This is a genomic window from Brevibacillus sp. FW306-2-1A-C05A (assembly GCF_058781555.1).
In genome coordinates this window covers 20,292-39,570 of sequence record NZ_JBYSWV010000043.1, presented here as the reverse complement: position 1 = coordinate 39,570, position 19,279 = coordinate 20,292, and the positions used below count along the sequence as shown (strand labels likewise).

16 protein-coding genes are annotated in these 19,279 nt (G+C 56.0%); 13 read left to right on the top strand and 3 right to left on the bottom strand.

Annotation, left to right across the window (positions count from 1 at the left end; all coding sequences use genetic code 11):
- Positions 1–116: 116 nt before the first annotated feature.
- Positions 117–1,544, bottom strand: coding sequence for an alanine/glycine:cation symporter family protein (locus tag AC3WJN_RS20655; protein ID WP_005831873.1), 1,428 nt, complete (start codon positions 1,542–1,544; stop codon positions 117–119).
- A 27-nt stretch (positions 1,545–1,571) separates the two neighbouring features.
- The gene (locus tag AC3WJN_RS20650; protein WP_255344292.1) at positions 1,572–2,561 is read right to left on the bottom strand and encodes a glutaminase; all 990 of its coding nucleotides are present in this window, start codon (positions 2,559–2,561) and stop codon (positions 1,572–1,574) included.
- 255 nt (positions 2,562–2,816) lie between these two features.
- Here AC3WJN_RS20650 and AC3WJN_RS20645 point away from each other — a divergent pair, with 255 nt between their 5' ends.
- The 3 genes from AC3WJN_RS20645 to AC3WJN_RS20635 are packed head-to-tail and all read left to right on the top strand — an operon-like array spanning position 2,817 to position 5,176.
- Complete coding sequence (locus AC3WJN_RS20645) at positions 2,817–4,118, top strand: ATP-binding protein (RefSeq protein WP_007781052.1); 1,302 nt, start codon at positions 2,817–2,819, stop codon at positions 4,116–4,118.
- Positions 4,119–4,121: 3 nt separating this feature from the next.
- Positions 4,122–5,054 (top strand): response regulator, encoded by a 933-nt coding sequence (locus AC3WJN_RS20640; RefSeq protein ID WP_005831877.1) that lies wholly within the window; start codon positions 4,122–4,124, stop codon positions 5,052–5,054.
- On the top strand, positions 5,051–5,176 hold the full coding sequence (locus tag AC3WJN_RS20635) for a hypothetical protein (protein ID WP_255320403.1): 126 nt from the start codon (positions 5,051–5,053) through the stop codon (positions 5,174–5,176). Before AC3WJN_RS20640 ends, AC3WJN_RS20635 begins: the two co-directional genes overlap by 4 nt.
- Here AC3WJN_RS20635 and AC3WJN_RS20630 read toward each other — a convergent pair whose 3' ends face one another.
- A complete protein-coding gene (locus AC3WJN_RS20630) occupies positions 5,177–7,048 on the bottom strand; it encodes a sigma-54-dependent Fis family transcriptional regulator (RefSeq protein WP_488175110.1) in 1,872 nt (623 codons plus the stop codon).
- A gap of 225 nt (positions 7,049–7,273) precedes the next feature.
- On the opposite strand from AC3WJN_RS20630, the gene AC3WJN_RS20625 reads away from it, so the two are divergent.
- The 10 genes from AC3WJN_RS20625 to AC3WJN_RS20580 all read left to right on the top strand — a co-directional run bounded on the left by AC3WJN_RS20625 (position 7,274) and on the right by AC3WJN_RS20580 (position 19,272).
- Positions 7,274–8,776, top strand: coding sequence for an aldehyde dehydrogenase family protein (locus AC3WJN_RS20625; RefSeq protein ID WP_007781044.1), 1,503 nt, complete (start codon positions 7,274–7,276; stop codon positions 8,774–8,776).
- A gap of 57 nt (positions 8,777–8,833) precedes the next feature.
- Positions 8,834–9,886 carry a zinc-dependent alcohol dehydrogenase family protein gene (locus AC3WJN_RS20620; RefSeq protein WP_122952480.1) on the top strand — a complete coding sequence of 351 codons (1,053 nt, stop codon included), beginning with the start codon at positions 8,834–8,836 and terminating at the stop codon, positions 9,884–9,886.
- Between the two features lie 261 nt (positions 9,887–10,147).
- Positions 10,148–11,050, top strand: a complete 903-nt coding sequence (locus AC3WJN_RS20615; RefSeq protein ID WP_007787568.1) for a sigma-54-dependent transcriptional regulator family protein — start codon at positions 10,148–10,150, stop codon at positions 11,048–11,050.
- Positions 10,998–12,299 (top strand): PAS domain-containing sensor histidine kinase, encoded by a 1,302-nt coding sequence (locus tag AC3WJN_RS20610; protein WP_007787570.1) that lies wholly within the window; start codon positions 10,998–11,000, stop codon positions 12,297–12,299. Before AC3WJN_RS20615 ends, AC3WJN_RS20610 begins: the two co-directional genes overlap by 53 nt.
- A 188-nt stretch (positions 12,300–12,487) precedes the next feature.
- Complete coding sequence (locus AC3WJN_RS20605; protein WP_025846685.1) at positions 12,488–13,519, top strand: LacI family DNA-binding transcriptional regulator; 1,032 nt, start codon at positions 12,488–12,490, stop codon at positions 13,517–13,519.
- A gap of 37 nt (positions 13,520–13,556) precedes the next feature.
- The gene (locus AC3WJN_RS20600; protein WP_007787572.1) at positions 13,557–14,525 is read left to right on the top strand and encodes a sugar phosphate isomerase/epimerase family protein; all 969 of its coding nucleotides are present in this window, start codon (positions 13,557–13,559) and stop codon (positions 14,523–14,525) included.
- Between the two features lie 18 nt (positions 14,526–14,543).
- A complete protein-coding gene (locus tag AC3WJN_RS20595) occupies positions 14,544–15,593 on the top strand; it encodes a Gfo/Idh/MocA family protein (RefSeq protein ID WP_007787573.1) in 1,050 nt (349 codons plus the stop codon).
- A 66-nt stretch (positions 15,594–15,659) separates the two neighbouring features.
- Positions 15,660–16,991, top strand: coding sequence for an ABC transporter substrate-binding protein (locus AC3WJN_RS20590; RefSeq protein ID WP_007787574.1), 1,332 nt, complete (start codon positions 15,660–15,662; stop codon positions 16,989–16,991).
- 129 nt (positions 16,992–17,120) lie between these two features.
- Positions 17,121–18,431 (top strand): carbohydrate ABC transporter permease, encoded by a 1,311-nt coding sequence (locus AC3WJN_RS20585; protein ID WP_007787576.1) that lies wholly within the window; start codon positions 17,121–17,123, stop codon positions 18,429–18,431.
- A 13-nt stretch (positions 18,432–18,444) separates the two neighbouring features.
- Positions 18,445–19,272 (top strand): carbohydrate ABC transporter permease, encoded by an 828-nt coding sequence (locus AC3WJN_RS20580; protein ID WP_005831897.1) that lies wholly within the window; start codon positions 18,445–18,447, stop codon positions 19,270–19,272.
- Positions 19,273–19,279 lie beyond the last annotated feature (7 nt).

Sequence of the window (19,279 nt, the reverse complement as noted above, 5' to 3'; positions counted from 1 at the left end):
CCCAGTCCAATACCGGGAATCGATCGCCGCTTAAGATAGCGTCTTTTTTTAGTGTCTACTTGACGGGGCTATGACCAAAGGACTCAGGCTTCTTTTGTTGACGCTATCGTGAAAACTTAGCTGACGTGCTCTTTTTTCGCAGCGACCGGAGCTGCCTCCCACGCTTCCAGGTTTGTCACGCCCGGAATGCTGTCGGCGTAGAACACAGGGTCTTTGCCTGCTTTTTTCTGCACCTGATAATCACGCAGGGCGGCAAAGGCGACTTTGGACAGCATGAAAATGGCAATCAGGTTGACCACGACCATCAAGCCCATGAACAAGTCGGCCAAGTCCCAGACGAGCTGGACTTTTGCCACCGCCCCGAACATAACCATGCCGAGTACGCTCACACGATAGAGCATCAGCCATGTTTTGCTCGTTTTCAAAAACTCGATGTTCGTCTCCCCGTAGTAGTAGTTGCCGATCAATGTGCTGAAGGCGAACAGGAAGATCATGACGGCGAGCGTAGCAGAAGCCCAGTCTCCTAAGTGAATGCTGAGCGCTGCCTGGGACAGCTCGATACCGCTCAACTCGGACTGCTTGTACGCGCCGGACAGCAGGATGATGAAAGCCGTGCTTGTACAAATGATGAGCGTATCGGTCAAGACGCCAAACGCCTGAATCAGACCTTGCTTGACCGGGTGGCTTGTCGTAGCGGTCGCAGCGGCGTTCGGAGCGCTACCCATACCGGCTTCATTGGAGAACAAGCCGCGTTTTACACCGTGCATGAGCGCCGCGCCGAGCGTACCGCCTGCGACCTGGTCGAAGCCAAACGCGTTTTTGACGATCAGGGCGAGAATTTCCGGCATTTGCGTAATGTTCATGCAGACGATCAGCAGGGCGACGCCGATGTACAAAATCGCGAGCACGATGACGATGTACTCGGACATTTTGGCAATGCGCTTGACTCCGCCAAAAATAATCGCAGCAAAGGCGATCGTCATAATCAGGCCGACTGTCAGGCGATCCGTGCCGAAGGAGTTTGCAAACGCAAGCGTAATCGTGTTGGATTGCACCGCATTGAAGACCAAACCGAAAGACAGGGTAATCAGCACCGCGAACAGGGCGCCCATCCAGCGTTTGTTCAGCCCTTTTTCCATGTAGTAGGCCGGGCCGCCGCGGAAGCCGTCTTTGTCCTTGATTTTGTAGATTTGCGCCAGTGTGCTTTCCACAAAGGCGGAGGCAGAACCGATAATGGCAATGACCCACATCCAGAAGACCGCGCCAGGGCCGCCCAGCGCGACAGCAATTGCGATTCCGGTAATGTTTCCGGTACCGACACGCGCGGCCATGCTGATACAGAATGCCTGGAAAGGCGAGATGCTGTCAGCGGAGCCTTTCTTTCCTTCGCGAATCGCCTGGAGCATGTCTTTTATCATGCGGACTTGCAGGAAGCCGCCTTTGAACGTAAAGAACAGGCCGAGTACAACCAGCATGACGATCAGGACGTAGGACCAGAAAAAGTCGTTAATGGACGCTACTACATCTAACAGGAATTGTTGCATCTTGTCACCTCGAATGGATAGATTGGCTTAAAAAATACTGACATCCCACTCGTGCGCGATCTGCTTCAGCAGCGACACGCCTGCCACGCTGTTGCCGCACGAGTCAATCGCAGGGCCAAAAATACCGATGCCGCAGCCGTCGGGAAAAAGGGACTCTCGTTTCAGGGTGGGAGGAACCAAGGTCATAATGCCGCCGGACACGCCGCTCTTGGCCGGAAGTCCGACGTAGGCAGCGAATTTTCCGGAAGCGTCGTACATGCCGCACGTCAGCATGAGCGCTTTTGCCAGCCGCACGACTTGCTTGGGCAAAATTTGCTCGCCGCGCAGCGGATGGTAGCCGTCGAGCGCGAGAATCAGCCCGATCAGCGCAATCTGCTCCGTGTTGACCTGGATGGAACACTGCTTCAAGTACACCTCCAGCGCTTCCTCGACCTCGCAATCGAGGTAACCCGTATCTTTCAAATAGTGGGACAGCGCACGGTTGCGATGCGACGTCATCCACTCGGAGACGAACACTTCTTCGTTTACGACAGGGGCTGTAGCTGTAATCTTTTGGAAAATTTTGTATAAATAGTCCAGTTTCTGTTCGGGTGTATCCCCTGGCAAAAGCGAAGATACCGTGATCGCGCCCGCGTTAATCATCGGGTTGAACGGCTTGCCCGGCTTGTGCATCTCCAGCCGGATGATCGAGTTGAACGCATCGCCAGTCGGCTCCACATCGACGCGATCCAGTACGTAGCTAATCCCGTGGTGGCAGCAGGCAGCGATGAAGCTGACGACTTTGGAAATGCTTTGCATCGTGAACGGCACTTCCCAGTCACCCGCCGTAATCTTGTGCCCGGAAGGCTCGATCATGCAGATGCCGAGCTGTGTCGGGTCTGCTCGCCGCAGGGCCGGAATATAGCTTGCGCACTTTCCTTCTGCCGCCTGCAGGCGATGGTAGGCGACCCATTGTTCCAGTTCGTCCATCCGCTTGCGGTCCCATTTGCTATTGGTCGTTGTTGCCGCTTGAACCAAACGTGCTTCCCCCTAAATCCTGTGCTTTCTAGCCTTTTTGCCTTCGGTCGAAAGCGCTTCCACGCCAGGCAAAAAACGTATATTGAACACTTTAAAACCAACCTACAAAATCAAACAAAAACCAACAAAAGCTTTCACGCATTTATATAAATATTTTTTCTATACTTGTCGTTCACGTATTTTATAGATAAGAATAGATAGGGGAAAATAGTGACATTCATCGCAGAAACCAGACAGGGAGGGGAAGCTTCGCGCATGCATTCCCCATTAAAAAAGGACGGGTACCTCCTGGCGCTCATGCTGATTACCGTGCCGCTCGCCGGTGAGTTGAAATTTTATCCGGTCAACGAGACGTTTCGGATCAGCTTTGGCGCGCCTACCTTTTTCTTCTTCTTGCTTTTGTTCCAGCGGCTTCCGGCGGTTTTGCCCGGATTTTTGACAGGGCTTTGCGTGGTCGGCTTTCGGCTGCTGCTCGATTTTTACACGCACAGCGCTTTTGATTGGACGGCTTCCATGCGGGAGCACTACTCCAGCTTTTTTTTCTACTTTTCCTACTCGCTGCTGTTTTACGTCATCCACATGGAGCGGTTTCGCGAGCAGACGCTATTGATTGCCGGGATCGGGATGGTCATCGAGGTCGTGGCCGACTTGATCGAGCTGCTGTCGCAATACGTCCTGTTCCACATCGTCATCACGTGGGGAGCGCTGCAGGAGATGTTCGTCATCGCGCTGTCGCACAGCTTTGTCGTCCTGAGCTTTTTGAACATGATCCGGCTGTACGAGACGCAGGCGCGGGAAAAGCAGACACGCGCCCAGCACGAGCACATGCTGCTGCTCATTTCCAATTTGTACGAGGAGTCCATTCATCTGAAAAAGACGCTGCAAAACGCGGAGAACATCACCGTCAAGTCGTTTGAGCTGTACCAGGGCTTGCAGGCGTTGAAAAGCGAAGTCGGGCAAGCTGCTGTCGAGTCGTTCGCGAAAAAGGCGCTGATTATCGCCGGGGAAGTCCATGAGATCAAAAAGGACAACCAGCGCATTTTTGCGGGTCTGCAAAAGCTGATTTCGCACGAAAACAAGACGGATTTTATGGACATTCACCAACTGGTGGACATCATCATGCGCTCCAATCAGAAATACGCGAGCCTGTTGGGAAAGCAGATTGCGTTTTCCAGCACGATTTCCGGCGAGCATCCGCACTACCACGCGTTTACGCTGCTGTCGCTCATCAACAACATCGTCGCCAATGCCGTCGAAGCGATCCAGCAGACGGGGCGTATCGTGATCCACGTGGACAGAAACGGCGACTTCGTCGAGCTGAAAATCGTGGACGACGGCCCGGGCGTTCCGCCCCGACGCAAAAAGCTGATGTTCAAGCCGGGCTTTACGACCAAGTACGACCAGCAGGGGACGCCCTCGACAGGCATTGGCCTTTCCTATGTAAAAGAGATGGTGGACGAGCTGGAAGGGGAGCTTGCCGCGCACGACGGAGCAACCGGGAGAGGGACAGAGTTTTTCATCCGGCTGCCGATCAATCATGTAAGGGAGAAAGAGTAGACGATGCTTTTTTACGTAGTCGATGATGATGAGGCCGTGCGCCTGATGTTGACGGAGATTATTGAGGATGAAAATTTGGGGGAAGTCGTGGGGGAAGCGGAGGACGGATCGCTCATCGACGGGCATATGCTGACGATGCGCCATGTAGACATCTTGCTGATCGATCTGCTCATGCCCATTCGCGACGGGATTGAAGCGATCCGGCAAATTCGCCCGGCGTTCAAGGGAAAGATCGTGATGATTTCCCAGGTAGAATCGAAGGACTTGATCGCGCAAGCCTACTCGCTCGGCAGCGAATACTACATCATCAAGCCCGTCAACCGGATCGAAGTGGTGACGATTTTGCAAAAAGTGATCGAGAAGATTCGGCTGGAAAAATCGATCCAGGACATCCACAAATCGCTGCATTCGGTTTTGCAGCTCGATCAGGCGGCCACGGGCCAGACGCGCACGGCCAAAAACGAAAAGCAGTTGCGCGAGGCGGGACAATTCCTCCTGTCGGAGCTTGGCATTGCGGGCGAGAACGGGAGCAACGATCTGCTCGATATTTTGGATTACTTGTCCGACTACGAGCAAACGCACACGTTCAAAAACGGCTTTCCCGCGCTCAAGGAAATTTTCGTCGCGGTGGCCGAAGCCAGGTTGGGAGCAGGGGCAGAAGAAGCGCAGGTCATGAAGGTGGTCAAGGCATCGGAGCAACGGGTGCGAAGGGCGATCTACCAGTCGTTGAACCATTTGGCTTCGCTCGGCCTGTCCGATCTGTCCAACTGGAAATTCGAGAATTACGCGTCGCAGTTTTTTGACTTTACTTTTGTGTGGAAAAAAATGGCGGAGCTGAAAAACAAGACCGCTGCTTCCTCCGATATTCGCATCAATATGAAAAAGTTTATTCAGGTGCTGTATGCCGAGGCCAGACGCATCCAGTCGGAAGCGTGAAACCGCACGGCTCGTTTCCCGGCGTCCGCCTCTTGCCCATCACGAAAAGCCCGATCTGGTCGATCCGGGCTTTTTGGCGTTCGACTGTTTTGGACAAAAAAGGCAACGCGATCGGTCTGTAACTACGGATGAGGGCCGTCCTGGTCCAGCAGCTTTTTCAGCTTGCGGTACACCGTGTTGCGCCCGATGCCCAAAATGCGCGCCGTCTGCGACACGTTCCCGCCTGTTTGCCGCAGCACCTCGACAATCTCGTTTTTTTCAGTGTTCGCCGTCGGCGCGGCAAGCTCTATCGCTTCGGGCGGGGAGTAGCTGGACAAGATGTAGGCGGGGAAGCTCGCCTGCTCAATCGTTCCGCCTTCGGAGAGAAAAGCGGCTTCGCGCAGCGCTGCGGCAAGCTGGCGAACATTCCCCGGCCAGGAGTAGCTCTCGATCAGCTTTTTCGCACTGGCGGAAAGCATAAGCGGGCCTGTCCCGAGCTGCGCCTCGATGCCTTGCAGCAAAAGCGCAGCGAGCTGCAGCCGATCCGCGCGCTCGCGCAGTGGCGGCAGCGTGATCTGCACGCCTTGCAGGCGGTAAAACAAGTCTGCGCGGAAGCTGCCCTCCTGCACTTTTTGCCACAAATCCGTATGGGTGGCGGTAATGATTCGCACGTCGACGCGAATCGGCTTCGTTCCGCCTACGCGATGGACGGTAAAGTCTTGCAGCACGCGCAACAGGGCCACTTGCATTTCCAGCGGCATCTCGGCGATTTCGTCGAGAAAAAGCGTCCCCTGGTGTGCCTGTTCGATTTTTCCGGGCTGACCGGACTGCTTGGCCCCGGTAAACGCTCCCGGCTCGTAGCCGAACAGCTCGCTTTCCAGCAAACTTTTCGGAATCGCGCCGCAGTTGATCGCGACAAACGGCTTGTCCGCCCGGTTGCTTTCGAGGTGGATCGCCTGGCTGACGACGTCTTTGCCCGTGCCGCTTTCACCGAAGAGCATGACGGTGTAATCCGTCTTGGCAGCCCGTTTGGCGAGGCGAATAGCCGCGAGAAACTGCTCGTCTTGCCCGTACAGCTCATCAAAAGAAGTAAGGCCAGTCCGATTAGGAGGCCGGGTCGGCTTCGGTCGGGAGGGCGGGGATGCGGCAAGCTGGGGTGGCCGTGTGTCGATCAGGACTTTGGCGTGCCAGTGGCGCTGTCCGCTGGCTTTGGCATGCAGCGGCATCGTGCGCGCTGCCGCTGTGTCTTTTTGCCTGCCGAGCAAAGGCTCGATGTCCGCTATAAGCTCGGTCAGGTGTACCTGCCCGAACCGCTTTTTGTCCAGGTGCAAAAGCTGCTGCGCCTCGCGGTTGCCGCCTGTGACGACTCCGTCCTGGTCGACGGCGAGCAAGGCGTGGTGCTTCGCGCTTTGCTCCGGGTACAGCGAGATGACCATTTGCCGATCCGGGCGGTGGATGAGCAGCCAGTCTTCGATTTTGCGCGCCATCACGTCCACCATGCCCAAAAGGGAAGGGTGGTACATGGCAGAATGGCCGCTGAAATCGAGGACCGCCACCAGCTCGCCGTACGGGTCGAAAATCGGGGAAGCCGCACAGTAAAGCATGTGGTTGGAAGGCAAGTAATGATCGGTTCCGACGACGGCAAGCGGTTTTTGCTCCACGATGACTGTCCCTGCGGAGTTGGTCCCGCGCACCTGTTCAGACCAGCAGGCTCCGCGATGCACCTGAATTTTTTCCGTGTCCTTGAGAAAGGCAGGATCGCCTTTGCTCTCGAGGATGTACCCCGATGGATCGCAAAGGACGACGATCGAGTACGAGCTTTTCAGCCAATAGGCCAAATGCTCCATCGTCGGGTCGACCGTTCTCATGAACTCTTCTTTCTGTTCCCGATACTGCCGGAACTGGGCTTCCTCCAGTATGGCATCCTTTGCTGTCAACGCATTGACTCCATTCAAGCGACTTCGTTCCCACGACTTTTTCAGCAAGGCATTAGTAGGCGCAAGCAAACGGTTCACCCCTCCGAAAGAGAAATGAGACTATCTCTTCTATATTACCACAATTTTCAAACAATATAAGAGGAGTGATGGAGCAATTGTATCGGCGAGATGGAGCAACTGTTCCAATGTACAAGGCGAAAACGATGCAAATAGCCGTTTTGAAAGCGTTTTCGTTTTGGCATGAAACATGCTTCTTATAGCGAGCGTAAGCATTTCCAAGCAAAAAAAGAGGAGGGACTTTTCGTGACGCAGACGGCAAACATCTCACTGGACCCTCGCGTGGAAGCTTTTTTGGCGGGCGGGCCGAAAAAGCTGTTCATTGGCGGGGAGTTTGTAGCATCGGCATCGGGAAAGACGTTTGAGACGATTGATCCGGCAACAGGCAAGGCGATTACTTCGGTGTACGAGGCAGATGCCGAAGACGTGGAGCTGGCGGTGCAGGCAGCCGAAAAGACGCTTGCGGGCGCGTGGGCAAAAGTGACGCCGAGCGAGCGGGGCCGCTTGCTGTGGAAGCTGGCCGACCTGATGGAAGAGCACGCCGAGGCGCTCGCGCAGCTCGAGACGATCGACAACGGCAAGCCCGTCACGCATGCCCGCGTCGCCGATATTCCGCTGGCGATTGACCATTTCCGCTATTACGCTGGCTGGTCGACGAAGCTCGCGGGCGAAGTCATCAACAACTCGGCCGGACCGAACATGCTGACCTACACGCGCCGCGAGCCTGTCGGGGTCGTCGGGCAGATCATTCCGTGGAATTTCCCGCTGCTTTTGGCGGCGTGGAAGCTGGGGGCGGCTCTGGCGACAGGCAACGCCGTCATTTTGAAAAGTGCCGAGCAAACGCCGCTCACCGCCATCTATTTGGCTGAGCTGATCCAGCAGGCCGGCTTCCCCGAAGGCGTGGTCAACATCATCACGGGCTTTGGTCCGACGGCAGGCGCTGCGATCACGAACCATCCGCGCATCCGCAAAGTGGCGTTCACCGGATCGACAGAGGTTGGCAAGCTCATCATGCAGCAAGCCGCTGGCAACTTGAAGCGGGTGTCGCTGGAACTGGGCGGCAAGTCGCCGAACATCATTTTCCCGGACGCCGATTTTTCCAAGGCGATTCCCGGCGCGCTGATGGGCATTTTCTTCAACCAGGGACAGGTGTGCTGCGCAGGCTCGCGGCTGTTCGTCCATAAAAAAGTGTACGACAACGTCCTCGCCGACATGACGAGCTTCGCCTCGAAAATGAAGCAGGGCAACGGGCTGGACGAGTCTACCGAGATCGGGCCGCTCGTATCGAGCGAGCAGTTTGCGCGGGTGTCGGGCTACCTGCAAAAAGGGCATGAGGAAGGCGCGACCTCGCTGACGGGAGGCGCACCGCTGGACGGGCCGGGCTACTTTGTGCCGCCGACGATTTTTGCCGATGTGAACGAGCGGATGACGATTGCCCGCGAAGAAATTTTTGGCCCGGTCGTCGCAGCGATGCCGTTTGACGACGAAGCGCAGATTGCCGATGTCATCCGGCGGGCAAACGACACCGAGTACGGGCTGGCTGCTGGCGTCTGGACGACAGACTTGCGCAAGGCGCACAAAGTCGCGCACGCGCTCGAAGCGGGCACCGTCTGGGTCAACTGCTACAATGCGCTGGACGCAGCCGTGCCGTTTGGCGGCTACAAGCAGTCCGGGTACGGGCGGGAAATGGGCTCGTATGCGCTCGATTTGTACACACAGGTAAAAGCGGTCTGGGTCAATCTGGATTAATTCCCTGCGGGCAAGGCTGAAAAAAAGAACGAGAAAAAATGAAGGGGGAAACGGTACATGAGAGCGGCGCAAATATTGGAGCAACAAAAACCACTTTACATCGGGGAGGTGCCGGACCCGACGCCGGGTCCAAAAGACGTCATCGTCCGGGTAGAGGCGTGCGGGGTATGCCGCAGTGACTGGCATGCGTGGATGGGCGACTGGGACTGGATCGGGTTGAGTCCGCAGTTGCCGATTATTCCGGGCCATGAGCTGGGAGGTGTCGTCGAGGCGGTCGGCAAGGAAGTGAAAAACTTCCGTCCCGGCGATCGCGTGACCACGCCTTTCCACGAAGGATGCTCGCATTGCGCCAATTGCCTCTCCGGGCATTCCAACCGCTGCGACAACATGGCGATCTTCGGATTCAGCTACGATGGCGCATACGCGGAATACGTCAAGGTGCCGAACGGAGACTTTAACCTGATCCGTCTGCCCGACGAGGTGGACACGCTGACGGCTGCGGCCATCGGCTGCCGCTACATGACAGGGTATCACGGCGTCGTGCGCGGAAACGTCCAGCCGGGCAACTGGCTTGCCGTACACGGGGCAGGCGGCGTAGGCTTGTCCTCGGTGCAGGTCGCAAGCGCTGTCGGCGCCATGGTCATCGCCGTGGATGTAGACGACGCAAAACTGGCAAAAGCAAAAGAAGAGGGCGCCGTCGCGGTCGTCAACGCCAGGAAGGAAAACGTCGTCGAAGCGATCAAGGAAATCACGAAGGGCGGGGCGCACGCCTCGATTGATGCCCTGGGGATACGCGATACGATCCTCAACTCGGTTCTGAGCCTGCGCAAAGGCGGCAGGCATGTGCAGATCGGCCTGACGACAAAAGACGAAGGCGGTATGGTCGGGCTGCCGATTGACGCGATTACCGCGATGGAACTGGAGATTGTCGGCAGCATCGGCAATCCGCACGCCGCCTATGACGGCTTGCTGACCATGATTGCCCAGGGCAGGCTGAATCCGTCCTCGCTCGTTTCCCGCGAGGTAGCGCTCGACGATGTGTCTGGCATCCTGGAGGATATGACGAACTACAACACGTTCGGGTTCAACGTCATTACAAAATTTCGGTAGGAGCAAACAACCAGTGTGTCTTTTTGGCCGCAGCAGCGCCAAAAGACACACTGGTTGATTTTTTCTGCGCTCAAGTGTACTTAAAAAACGTTTCATAAAAAGGAAAATTGGGTCAATTGTCGAAATGTTAATTCAAAAAATGTGTCACCCACTTTTTTATACAGATTAAGAATGGATAAGATTCTTATCCAGTACAAGGGCAACTAAGGCTGCGCCAACGGCTTGGCGCAGCCAAGTTTTCTAATCTGGAGGATGGAGACCATGAATCAGCGGATAGCTCTGGATAGGTTTGCTAATCTTTCACAAGAAAGAGTAAAGCTTGAACTGGAGTGGGAACGATTTGTTTCAGGAATCAGTGAAAGACCGGCCATTCGACCGCTGATGTACGAATCTTGGCAACGCTGTCAGGAGCAAAGCATCCATCCTCTGAGCAACCGAACAGCGATCACCCTGTCCCGGGAAGAGATTGAGGCCTTTTGGCAGGATGACTCGCTTCAGCGCATACTCAAGCCGCTTCTGTTGAAGCTGAAGGATGCTTCGATGGACTCCGGCCACCTGGTTACATTTTGCAACGCGGCAGGCGATATCGTCCATCTCGATGGCGACTTGTCGCTGATGCTGAAAGCAGAAGACATGAATTTCGTCCTCGGCTCGTCCTGGGCAGAGAATCGGGCAGGGACGAACGCCATCGGGACTTCCCTTGTGACAGGAAGTCCGGTGCAGGTGTTTGCCGCCGAGCATTTTTGCCAGGAGGTGCAAAAATGGACGTGCTCGGCCGCTCCTATCCGCGACCCGGCCACCCGCGATATTTTGGGGGTGTTCAACCTGACAGGCTTGTGGCGGGTTTACCATCCGCACTCGCTGTCAGCGGTGATCTCCGCGAGGCAAACGGTGGAAAGCTGTTTGCGCAATCAACTGGAGCAGGAGCGGTTTCGCCTGACGGAGCGCTTTTCCCAGCTCGTGTCCTCGGTTGTCGGCAGTCCTTTTCTGGTGCTGGACCGCGGGGGCAAGGTCATCAACGCTTCGAACATGCTGTACGAACAGGGCTGGATAGACAACCAACAAAATTTGATCGGCGCACCGCCAAATGTTCGGGTGGAGCGAGCAGGAAGTGATCGGCGACCAGCTGCCGACGATTCCCGATTTTTTGCAGGAAGATTATGAGAAGCTGCACGCGGAAATCGTGCGAAACCGCCATGTGACCTCGTATGAGACGGTGCGGCAGCGCAAGGACGGCACGTTGCTTAACGTCAGTACATTCATTTCGCCGCTCTCTGATGCAAAAGGCAATCTGATCGCTTTTGTCGCGATTCAGCGTGACATTACAGAGCATAAACGGATGGAGGCCGCGCTGATCGAAAATGCCAAGCAGTTGCGGACGTTAATCAACGCCATGCCCGATTCCGTCTGCTTCAAGGACGGCGAGGGCCACTGGATCGAGGCAAACGACTGCTGCCTGCGCATTTTTGAGCTGGAGCATGTCCCGTACCAGGGCAAGCACGACGAGGAGCTGGCGCGACTGTCCCCCCATTACCGGAGCGCGTTGCTGCAATGCGCCGAGTCGGACAAGCGGGCGTGGGAAGAGGGCAAGCCTGTCCGCCTGGAAGAGATCATTTTCGTCAGTCGGGAAGAATCGCGCATTTTTGACGTGCGCAAAGTTCCACTCTTCGACCCGGACGGCAGGCGCATCGGCCTGTTGGTCATCAGCCACGACATTACCGAGCTGAAAAAGACCGAGGAACTGCTGCGAAAATCAGAAAAGCTGTCTGTCGTCGGCCAGTTGGCCGCAGGCGTCGCGCACGAAATCCGCAACCCGCTGACCTCGATTCGCGGCTTCATCCAGTTCATTCAGGAGGGCAACTACAAGCGGGAGTATTTTCAGACGATCCTCTCCGAGCTGGATCGCATCCAATCGGTCGTGAACGAATTTTTGGTGCTCGCCAAGCCGCAGGTCATCAACTTCACGCCGCGCAACCTTTCGCCGCTCTTGCATCAGGTAGTAGAGCTGCTGCAAACCGAGGCGATTTTAAACAACGTCCAGATCACGGTGGAGCTGGACGAGACTGCCACGATGGTCAATTGCGAAGAAAATCAATTAAAGCAGGTCTTTATCAATATTTTAAAAAATGCGATCGAAGCCATGCCAAACGGCGGGCGCATCACGATTCAGCTCCAGCAGCTCGGCGACACCCTTTCTGTGCGCATTCAGGACCAGGGAGAGGGGATAGGCGAAGAGCGCATCCAGAAGCTGGGCGAGCCGTTTTATACGACAAAAGAAAAGGGAACAGGTCTCGGCCTGATGATTAGCTACAAAATCATCCAAGCTCATCAAGGGAACATGAAAATCAGCAGCCAGCGGAACAAGGGAACAACGGTGGAGATTACGCTGCCGGTATGTGCGTCCTTTGCATGAGCTTTTGGCGATAGCCCAGGGGGAAAGCCTCTGGGCTTTTTCGGTGGCAACAGGTTCGGGAAGCAGCGCGACAATTGACGGGAAAAGTCGAAAAGAAAAAATGACAGAATATTGACAAAACAGAGCCCGGATGTTATTTTCTGGATAGGAAAACGTTTACCTGAATGAGAGAAAGTGAGTGAGAGACCATTTCTGTCACCATAAAAGACATTGCCCAACTCGCCAACGTCTCGATTGCCACCGTCTCGCGGGTATTGAACAACTCGAAGCCAGTCAGGCCGGAGCTGCGCGAGCGGGTTTTGCGCATCGTCCAGAAGACGGGCTTTCAGCCGAATGCGATCGCCCGCAGTCTCGTCAGCAAGGAAACCCGGATTATCGGCGTCATGATTCCGGACATCAACAACAATTTTTACTCTAACCTCACCTACGGGATCGACAGTGTCCTCAGCGAAGACGACTACAGCATGTTTTTAGCGATCTCGGACGAGGTCGTGGACAAAGAGCTGAAGTATTTGCGCCTGTTCAAAGAAAAGCAGCTCGATGGCGTCATCATCGCCAGCATTCATTTTCTGGAGAGCAGCTTCCAGACGCTCCACGACATGCAGGTGCCGATGGTCGTGACGGGGCATGACTTGCCCGGCTATCAGATTCCGACCGTCAACGTCAACAACGTCCAGGCGTCCTACGATGCCACGGCCTATCTCATCTCGCAGGGCCACCGGAAAATCGCCTGTGTCTCCGGGCCGCTGTGGGACCCGCCGTGCGGGCTGGACCGCATGGGCGGATACCGCAAAGCGATGCGCGCGCACGACCTGCCGATTCACGAGGGCTTTGTCGTAGAGGGCGATTTCACTGCCAAAAGCGGCTATGAGGCCATGCGCCGCATCTGCGAGGAAGCTGTGCGTCCGACCGCCGTGTTTGTCGCCACAGACCTGATGGCCGTAGGCGTGCTCAACTATTTGCACGACCACGGGATTCGCGTTCCGGAAGACATCTCGGTCATGGGGTTTGACAACCTGGAGCTGGCCTCCTTGACCCGCCCCATGCTGACGACCGTACACAACGACCCGTTCATGTACGGCAAGGCAGCGGCAGAGCAACTGCTCAAGCAAATCCGCAACGAGCCGGTGGAGCGGATGAGCACCGTGCCGCACCATCTCGTCATCCGGCAAAGTGTAAGCGCTGTATTTGAGGGAGCATCACGAACTGCCCATAGATGAACCTGCAAGCTCCGCGAGAAAAAAGGAGGGGAAGCATTTGAAGCTCGGTGTGTTTACCGTTTTGTTTAGCGACAAGTCGTTTGAGGAAATGCTCGACCATGTGAAGGAGGCGGGACTGGAGGCAGTGGAAATCGGGACGGGTGGTTATCCCGGCAACGCGCACTGCCCGCTCGATGAGCTGCTGGAAAGCGAGCAAAAGCGTCAGGCGTACCGCAAAGCCGTCGAGGAGCGGGGACTGGTCATCAGCGCGCTCAGTTGCCACGGCAATCCGCTTTCGCCGGACAAAAGCTTTGCCCAGCAGTCGCACGAGACGTTCGTCAAAACGGTTCAGTTGGCTGAGTTGCTGGAAGTTCCTGTCGTCAATTGCTTTTCCGGCACGGCGGGAGATCACGAAGGCGCGAAGTACCCGAACTGGCCTGTCGCTCCCTGGCCGAATGAATACCGCGACGTGCTGAACTGGCAGTGGAACGAGAAGCTGATTCCGTACTGGAGAGAGTGGGGCGGCTACGCCAAGTCGCATCAGGTCAAAGTCGCCCTGGAGTTGCACGGAGGCTTTCTCGTCCATACACCGGGTACGCTGCTCAAGCTGCGCGAGCAAGTCGGAGACGCGATCGGGGCCAACTTCGACCCGAGCCATATGTGGTGGCAAGGCATTGATCCGGTAGCGGCGATCAAAATATTGGGAAAAGAACAAGCGATCTACCACTTCCATGCCAAAGATACGTATATCGATCAGGACAAGGTGAACATGTACGGGCTGACCGACATGAACTCGTACGCGAATCTCAATGAACGGGCGTGGTATTTCCGCACGGTCGGCTACGGACACTCGCAGCAGACGTGGGCGGACATGATGAGCGCCCTGCGCATGAACGGCTACGATTACGTCATCAGCATCGAGCACGAAGACGCGATCATGTCGATTGAGGAAGGCTTCGAGCGCGCCGTGCAAAATTTGCAGCAAGTCATTTTGCGCGAGCCGATCAAAAATCTTTGGTGGGTGTAGGAGGGAGATGTAGCGAATATGCGCACACACAAAATCGGGATCATCGGGGCAGGCGGGATCGCTCTGGCTCATCTGGAGGCAGCCAAGAGGGAGCCGCGTGCAGAGATCGTCGCCATTGCAGATGTGTCGCGGGAAACGGCAGCGGAAAAAGCCGAGCAGTACGGGATTGCGCACGTCTTTACCGACTATGAGGAGATGCTTTCGCAAGCGCCGATCGACGCGGTGATCGTCTGCGTCCCGAACTATTTGCACGCGCAAGCGGCGAAACAAGCGCTGGCAGCAGGCAAGCATCTGCTCTGCGAAAAGCCGATGGCCATGAACGCCCAGCAGGCGGAAGACATGATCGAGGCGGCGAAGCAAGCCGGGAAAATTTTGATGGTCGCGCAAAACAACCGCTTTCGCAGCCAAGCCCAGCAAGTCAAGGCATGGCTGGACGAAGACAGGTTAGGCAGCATCTATCACGCCAAGACAGGCTGGGTGCGGCGCAACGGCATTCCCGGCTGGGGGAGCTGGTTTACGCAAAAAGAGCTGGCAGGCGGAGGCCCTTTGATTGACATCGGGGTACATATGCTCGACTTGACTTTGTGGCTGCTCGACCATCCAAAGCCGGTGTCTGTACTCGGCCAGACGTATGCGCAATTCGGCCCGCACAAGCGCGGACTGTCCGAGTGGGGCAGGCGCGAGGAAAACGGCAAGTTTGACGTCGAAGACATGGCGGTCGCGATGATTACGTTTGAAAACGGATTTTCGCTCACGCTGGACGCAAGCTGGGCTTCTCACATCGAAAAAGAAAACGTTTTCCTGCAACTGTACGGGCAGGCGGGAGGCGTCTCGCTCGGCTTGCTTGAGGAAAAGCTGACGCTGTACCACGAGTGGGGCGGCGTGACGGCGACGACGGAGCTGTCGCCAACGCCTTGCAACGAGCGGGTGATGCTGCTCGCCAATTTCCTCGATGCGGTCGAAGGGAAGGCGCAGCCGCTCTGCACACCGGAGCAAGCCTTGTACATCACCCGGTTGATCGAGGCGATTTACCAGTCGGCGCAAACAGGCGAGGCTGTCCGACTGTAACGGCGGTTTTACGGCCTGCTTTGGCAGGCGACATAGATCCATAAAGAGCATAGGGGGTTAAATTGCATGAAAGTTATGAAACGGCTTACATCAATGGGACTTACCTTGACAGTTGCACTCTCCTTGGCAGCATGCTCATCAGCTCCGCAACAATCCGCGCCCGCACAGGGACAGCCCGCGACCGAGGCACCGAAGACAGAACCGGCTCCGCAGCCCGCCGCAGAAAAAGTCAAGCTCGTCTACGCGCGCGGCAAAGATGCGACCGACTCCACGAAAAAGCTCGTCGAAGCTTTTCAAAACGCCCACCCGAACATCGAGGTAGAGATTCGCGAAATGCCGTCTGACACCGGACAAAGCCACGACCAGTACGTCACCATGTTCAGCGCGCAGTCCCAGGAGATCGACGTGTTTGACTTAGACGTCATCTGGCCCGCGGAATTTGCCCAGGCCGGCTATTTGCTCCCGCTGGACCGCTTGATCGAGCAGGACGGCATTGACACCGGCAAATACATCAAAGGGGCGATGGATGCCGGAAACTTCGGCGGCCAGCAGTGGACCATGCCGAAATTCATCGATGCCGGGCTGCTGTTTTACCGCAAGGACCTGGTCAAAGAGCCGCCCAAAACATGGGATGAGCTGATCGCGCAGGCGAAAGCCACGAAGGGGCAGGGCGGCACGAAATTCGGCTACCTGATGCAAGCGAAGCAATACGAAGGACTGGTGTGCAACTTCGTCGAGTTCATTGCCTCCTACGGCGGAAAAATTTTGGATGAACAAGGCAACGTGGCGATTAACAATCCGGCCACCATCAAAGGCTTGAACAAAATGATCGAGGTCGTCCAATCGGACTTCGTGCCGAGCAACATCACCACCTTTATGGAGACCGAATCGCATACCGCTTTCCTCGAAGGACAATCGGCTTTCGTCCGCAACTGGCCGTACCAGTTCGCGCTCGCACAAGATCAGGCGCAGTCCAAAATCGTCGACAAAGTAGCAATCGCTCCGCTGCCGGCAGGCGATGCCGGGTCCGCTGCGGCGCTCGGCGGATGGATGGGCGGCATCAACAAGTTCAGCAAGCATCCGAAAGAAGCGTGGGAATTTCTGAAGTTTATGACGGGGGCCGAAGGGCAAAAAATTTCGGCGGTGCACGGCGGACTCGCGCCGACTTTCCTGCCTGTGTATGAAGATGCCGAAGTGCAAAAGGCAAGCCCGCTGTTCGCCAACAAAGACTTCGTAGATGGCGTCAGCGCTGCCGTCTCCCGTCCGACTACGCCGATTTATCCGAAAATCTCCGAAGTAATCCAGATCGAGGTGTCCAAGGCTCTCGCCGGACAGCAAACCGCCGAGCAAGCTGTGCAAAACATGGAAACGAAAATGAATGAGCTGATAAAAAAATAACGCAAGGCAAGCCGGAAAGAATACGGGTCCAATGGCTTCCGGGAGGGCGCGTCTCTCCCGGGAGTGAATGGATGTCGGATTTTGCCCAGTACCTCGAATGTTCCTATCAGGATAGAAGGTGGTGAACGGATGAATCGACAAAACAAAGGGTCCCTTTCGGAAAAACAGACGGGCTATTTGCTGATTTTTCCCGCACTGCTGATTATACTCGTCATCGCGATTTGGCCTGTCATGCGATCGTTTTGGATCAGTCTGCACGACATCCGGTTGAATGACCCGACGAAGACAGAGGTCCACTCTTCCTATGGGCTGGACATGGAGCGCTACGTCAGCACGCTGCCCAATTTGCTCCGCTATGTGAAAAGAGAGGCAGAGTCTGCCGAAGGGGCAACGAAGGAACAACTGGACGCCATCCGGCAGCAGATCGAGCAAATGAATGCTTCCCTCAACCAGACAGGCGAGATCGCGAGCCGTTACCACGCCGTCGATCAGTTGCTGCTCGAATTCAAGCCGATTCCCGCCGAACTGAAATATGTGACGCTGACAGGCGAGCAGACAGATGCTGTGCGGACAACCTTGGAGCAGGCGGAGGCGGCACTCCTTGCGCTTGGCGCGCAAAAGCAACTGTCTAAGCCCGAGGGGGCGGTCGGCGTCATGGCGGGGATCCAATCCTCGCTGATCGAACCGAACTACATTGGCTTCGCTTATTACCAGAAGTTTTTGACCGACAGCCGCATGTGGGCCGCTTTGTACAACACGTTCTTTTTCACTGTCATCTCTGTTGCGATTGAGCTTGTGCTCGGCATGGGCATTGCGCTGCTCCTCAATCGGCCGTTTCGCGGGCGGGGGCTTGTCCGCGCGACCGTGCTGATTCCGTGGGCCATCCCGACGGTCATTTCCGCCATGATGTGGAAATTTCTTTACGACGGGCAAAACGGGATTGTGGCGCATCTGTTCGAGGTGACAGGGCTTGTCTCGGACATGGGCGTGCTGCTCTCGACGAAGGCAGGCGCGATGTTTTCCGTCATTTTGGCCGACGTCTGGAAAACGACGCCGTTCATGGCCTTGCTGCTCTTTGCGGGCTTGCAGACCATTCCGCAAAGCTTGTACGAAGCCGCCTCTGTAGATGGGGCCAACCGCTTCCAGCAATTTTTCCGCATCACCTTGCCCATGCTCAAGTCGACGATTCTCGTGGCGCTGTTGTTCCGCACGCTCGACGCGTTCCGCGTGTTCGACCTCATTTACGCGCTCACAGGCGGGGGGCCAGCCAACTCGACCGAAACGATTTCCATCTACGCCTACAAAACGATGTTTGCGCAGATGAGCTTTGGCGAAGGCTCGGCGCTCGCTGTCATTGTTTTCTTGTGCGTCGCCTTGATTTCGATTGGCTACGTCAAAATTTTGGGAGCAGACCTCTTGGGTGAGGGCAACGGAAAATAAGGAGGAAACGTGCATGCAAAAAAGTGCAGGGCCCTTGTTCTACGTCGGATTGCTGCTTTTTGTCTTCGTCGTCATGTTCCCGTTTTTATGGATTTTGCTCGCCGCCCTAAAACCCCCAGGGGAGCTGTTCGGTGAGCGCGCCTTTCAGTTCATCATCGAGAATCCGACGCTCGACAACTTCATCCGCGTATTCACCGAACGGCCATTTGCCACATATTTGTGGAACTCGACGGTAGTAGCGACGCTGACGACGCTGTATTCGATCACGATTGCGTCCTTTGCCGCGTATGCGATCGCCTGGCTGTCTTTTCGCGGGAAGACGATCATTCTCGGCGTCGTTTTGGCCGTCTCCATGTTCCCGCAAATCGCCACGATCTCGCCGATTTTCATGTTCATGCAGTCCGTGGGTCTGACAAACAGCTACCTTGGCCTGATTATCCCCTATACGACCTTCGCGCTGCCGCTCGCCATCTGGAATTTGACGATCTTCTTCCGCAAAATTCCGAGCGATCTCGGAGAAGCCGCCAAAGTGGACGGGGCGAGCATTTGGCAGACGATGACACGCGTGTTTTTTCCGCTGGCGATGCCAGGCGTGTTTACGACGGCGATTCTCGTCTTTATCGCCGCCTGGAACGAATTTTTGTTTGCGCTCACGCTGAATACGCAGGAAGCGATGAAGACAGTTCCGGTGGGCATCGTCATGTTTCAAGGGATGTTCACGATTCCGTGGGGGGAAATCTCGGCTGCGTCCATCATCGTGACCGTGCCGCTCGTAATTATGGTGCTGATTTTCCAGAGACGGATTATCTCCGGCTTGACGTCCGGCGCAGTCAAAGAGTGAGGCGTGC

Coding starts and splice junctions, on each gene's coding strand:
- AC3WJN_RS20595 (WP_007787573.1), top strand. CDS start 14,544: ATGCGCACACACAAAATCGGGATCATCGGGGCAGGCGGGATCGCTCTG.
- AC3WJN_RS20585 (WP_007787576.1), top strand. CDS start 17,121: ATGAATCGACAAAACAAAGGGTCCCTTTCGGAAAAACAGACGGGCTAT.
- AC3WJN_RS20640 (WP_005831877.1), top strand. CDS start 4,122: ATGCTTTTTTACGTAGTCGATGATGATGAGGCCGTGCGCCTGATGTTG.
- AC3WJN_RS20645 (WP_007781052.1), top strand. CDS start 2,817: ATGCATTCCCCATTAAAAAAGGACGGGTACCTCCTGGCGCTCATGCTG.
- AC3WJN_RS20590 (WP_007787574.1), top strand. CDS start 15,660: ATGAAAGTTATGAAACGGCTTACATCAATGGGACTTACCTTGACAGTT.
- AC3WJN_RS20655 (WP_005831873.1), bottom strand. CDS start 1,544: ATGCAACAATTCCTGTTAGATGTAGTAGCGTCCATTAACGACTTTTTC.
- AC3WJN_RS20615 (WP_007787568.1), top strand. CDS start 10,148: ATGAATCAGCGGATAGCTCTGGATAGGTTTGCTAATCTTTCACAAGAA.
- AC3WJN_RS20580 (WP_005831897.1), top strand. CDS start 18,445: ATGCAAAAAAGTGCAGGGCCCTTGTTCTACGTCGGATTGCTGCTTTTT.
- AC3WJN_RS20620 (WP_122952480.1), top strand. CDS start 8,834: ATGAGAGCGGCGCAAATATTGGAGCAACAAAAACCACTTTACATCGGG.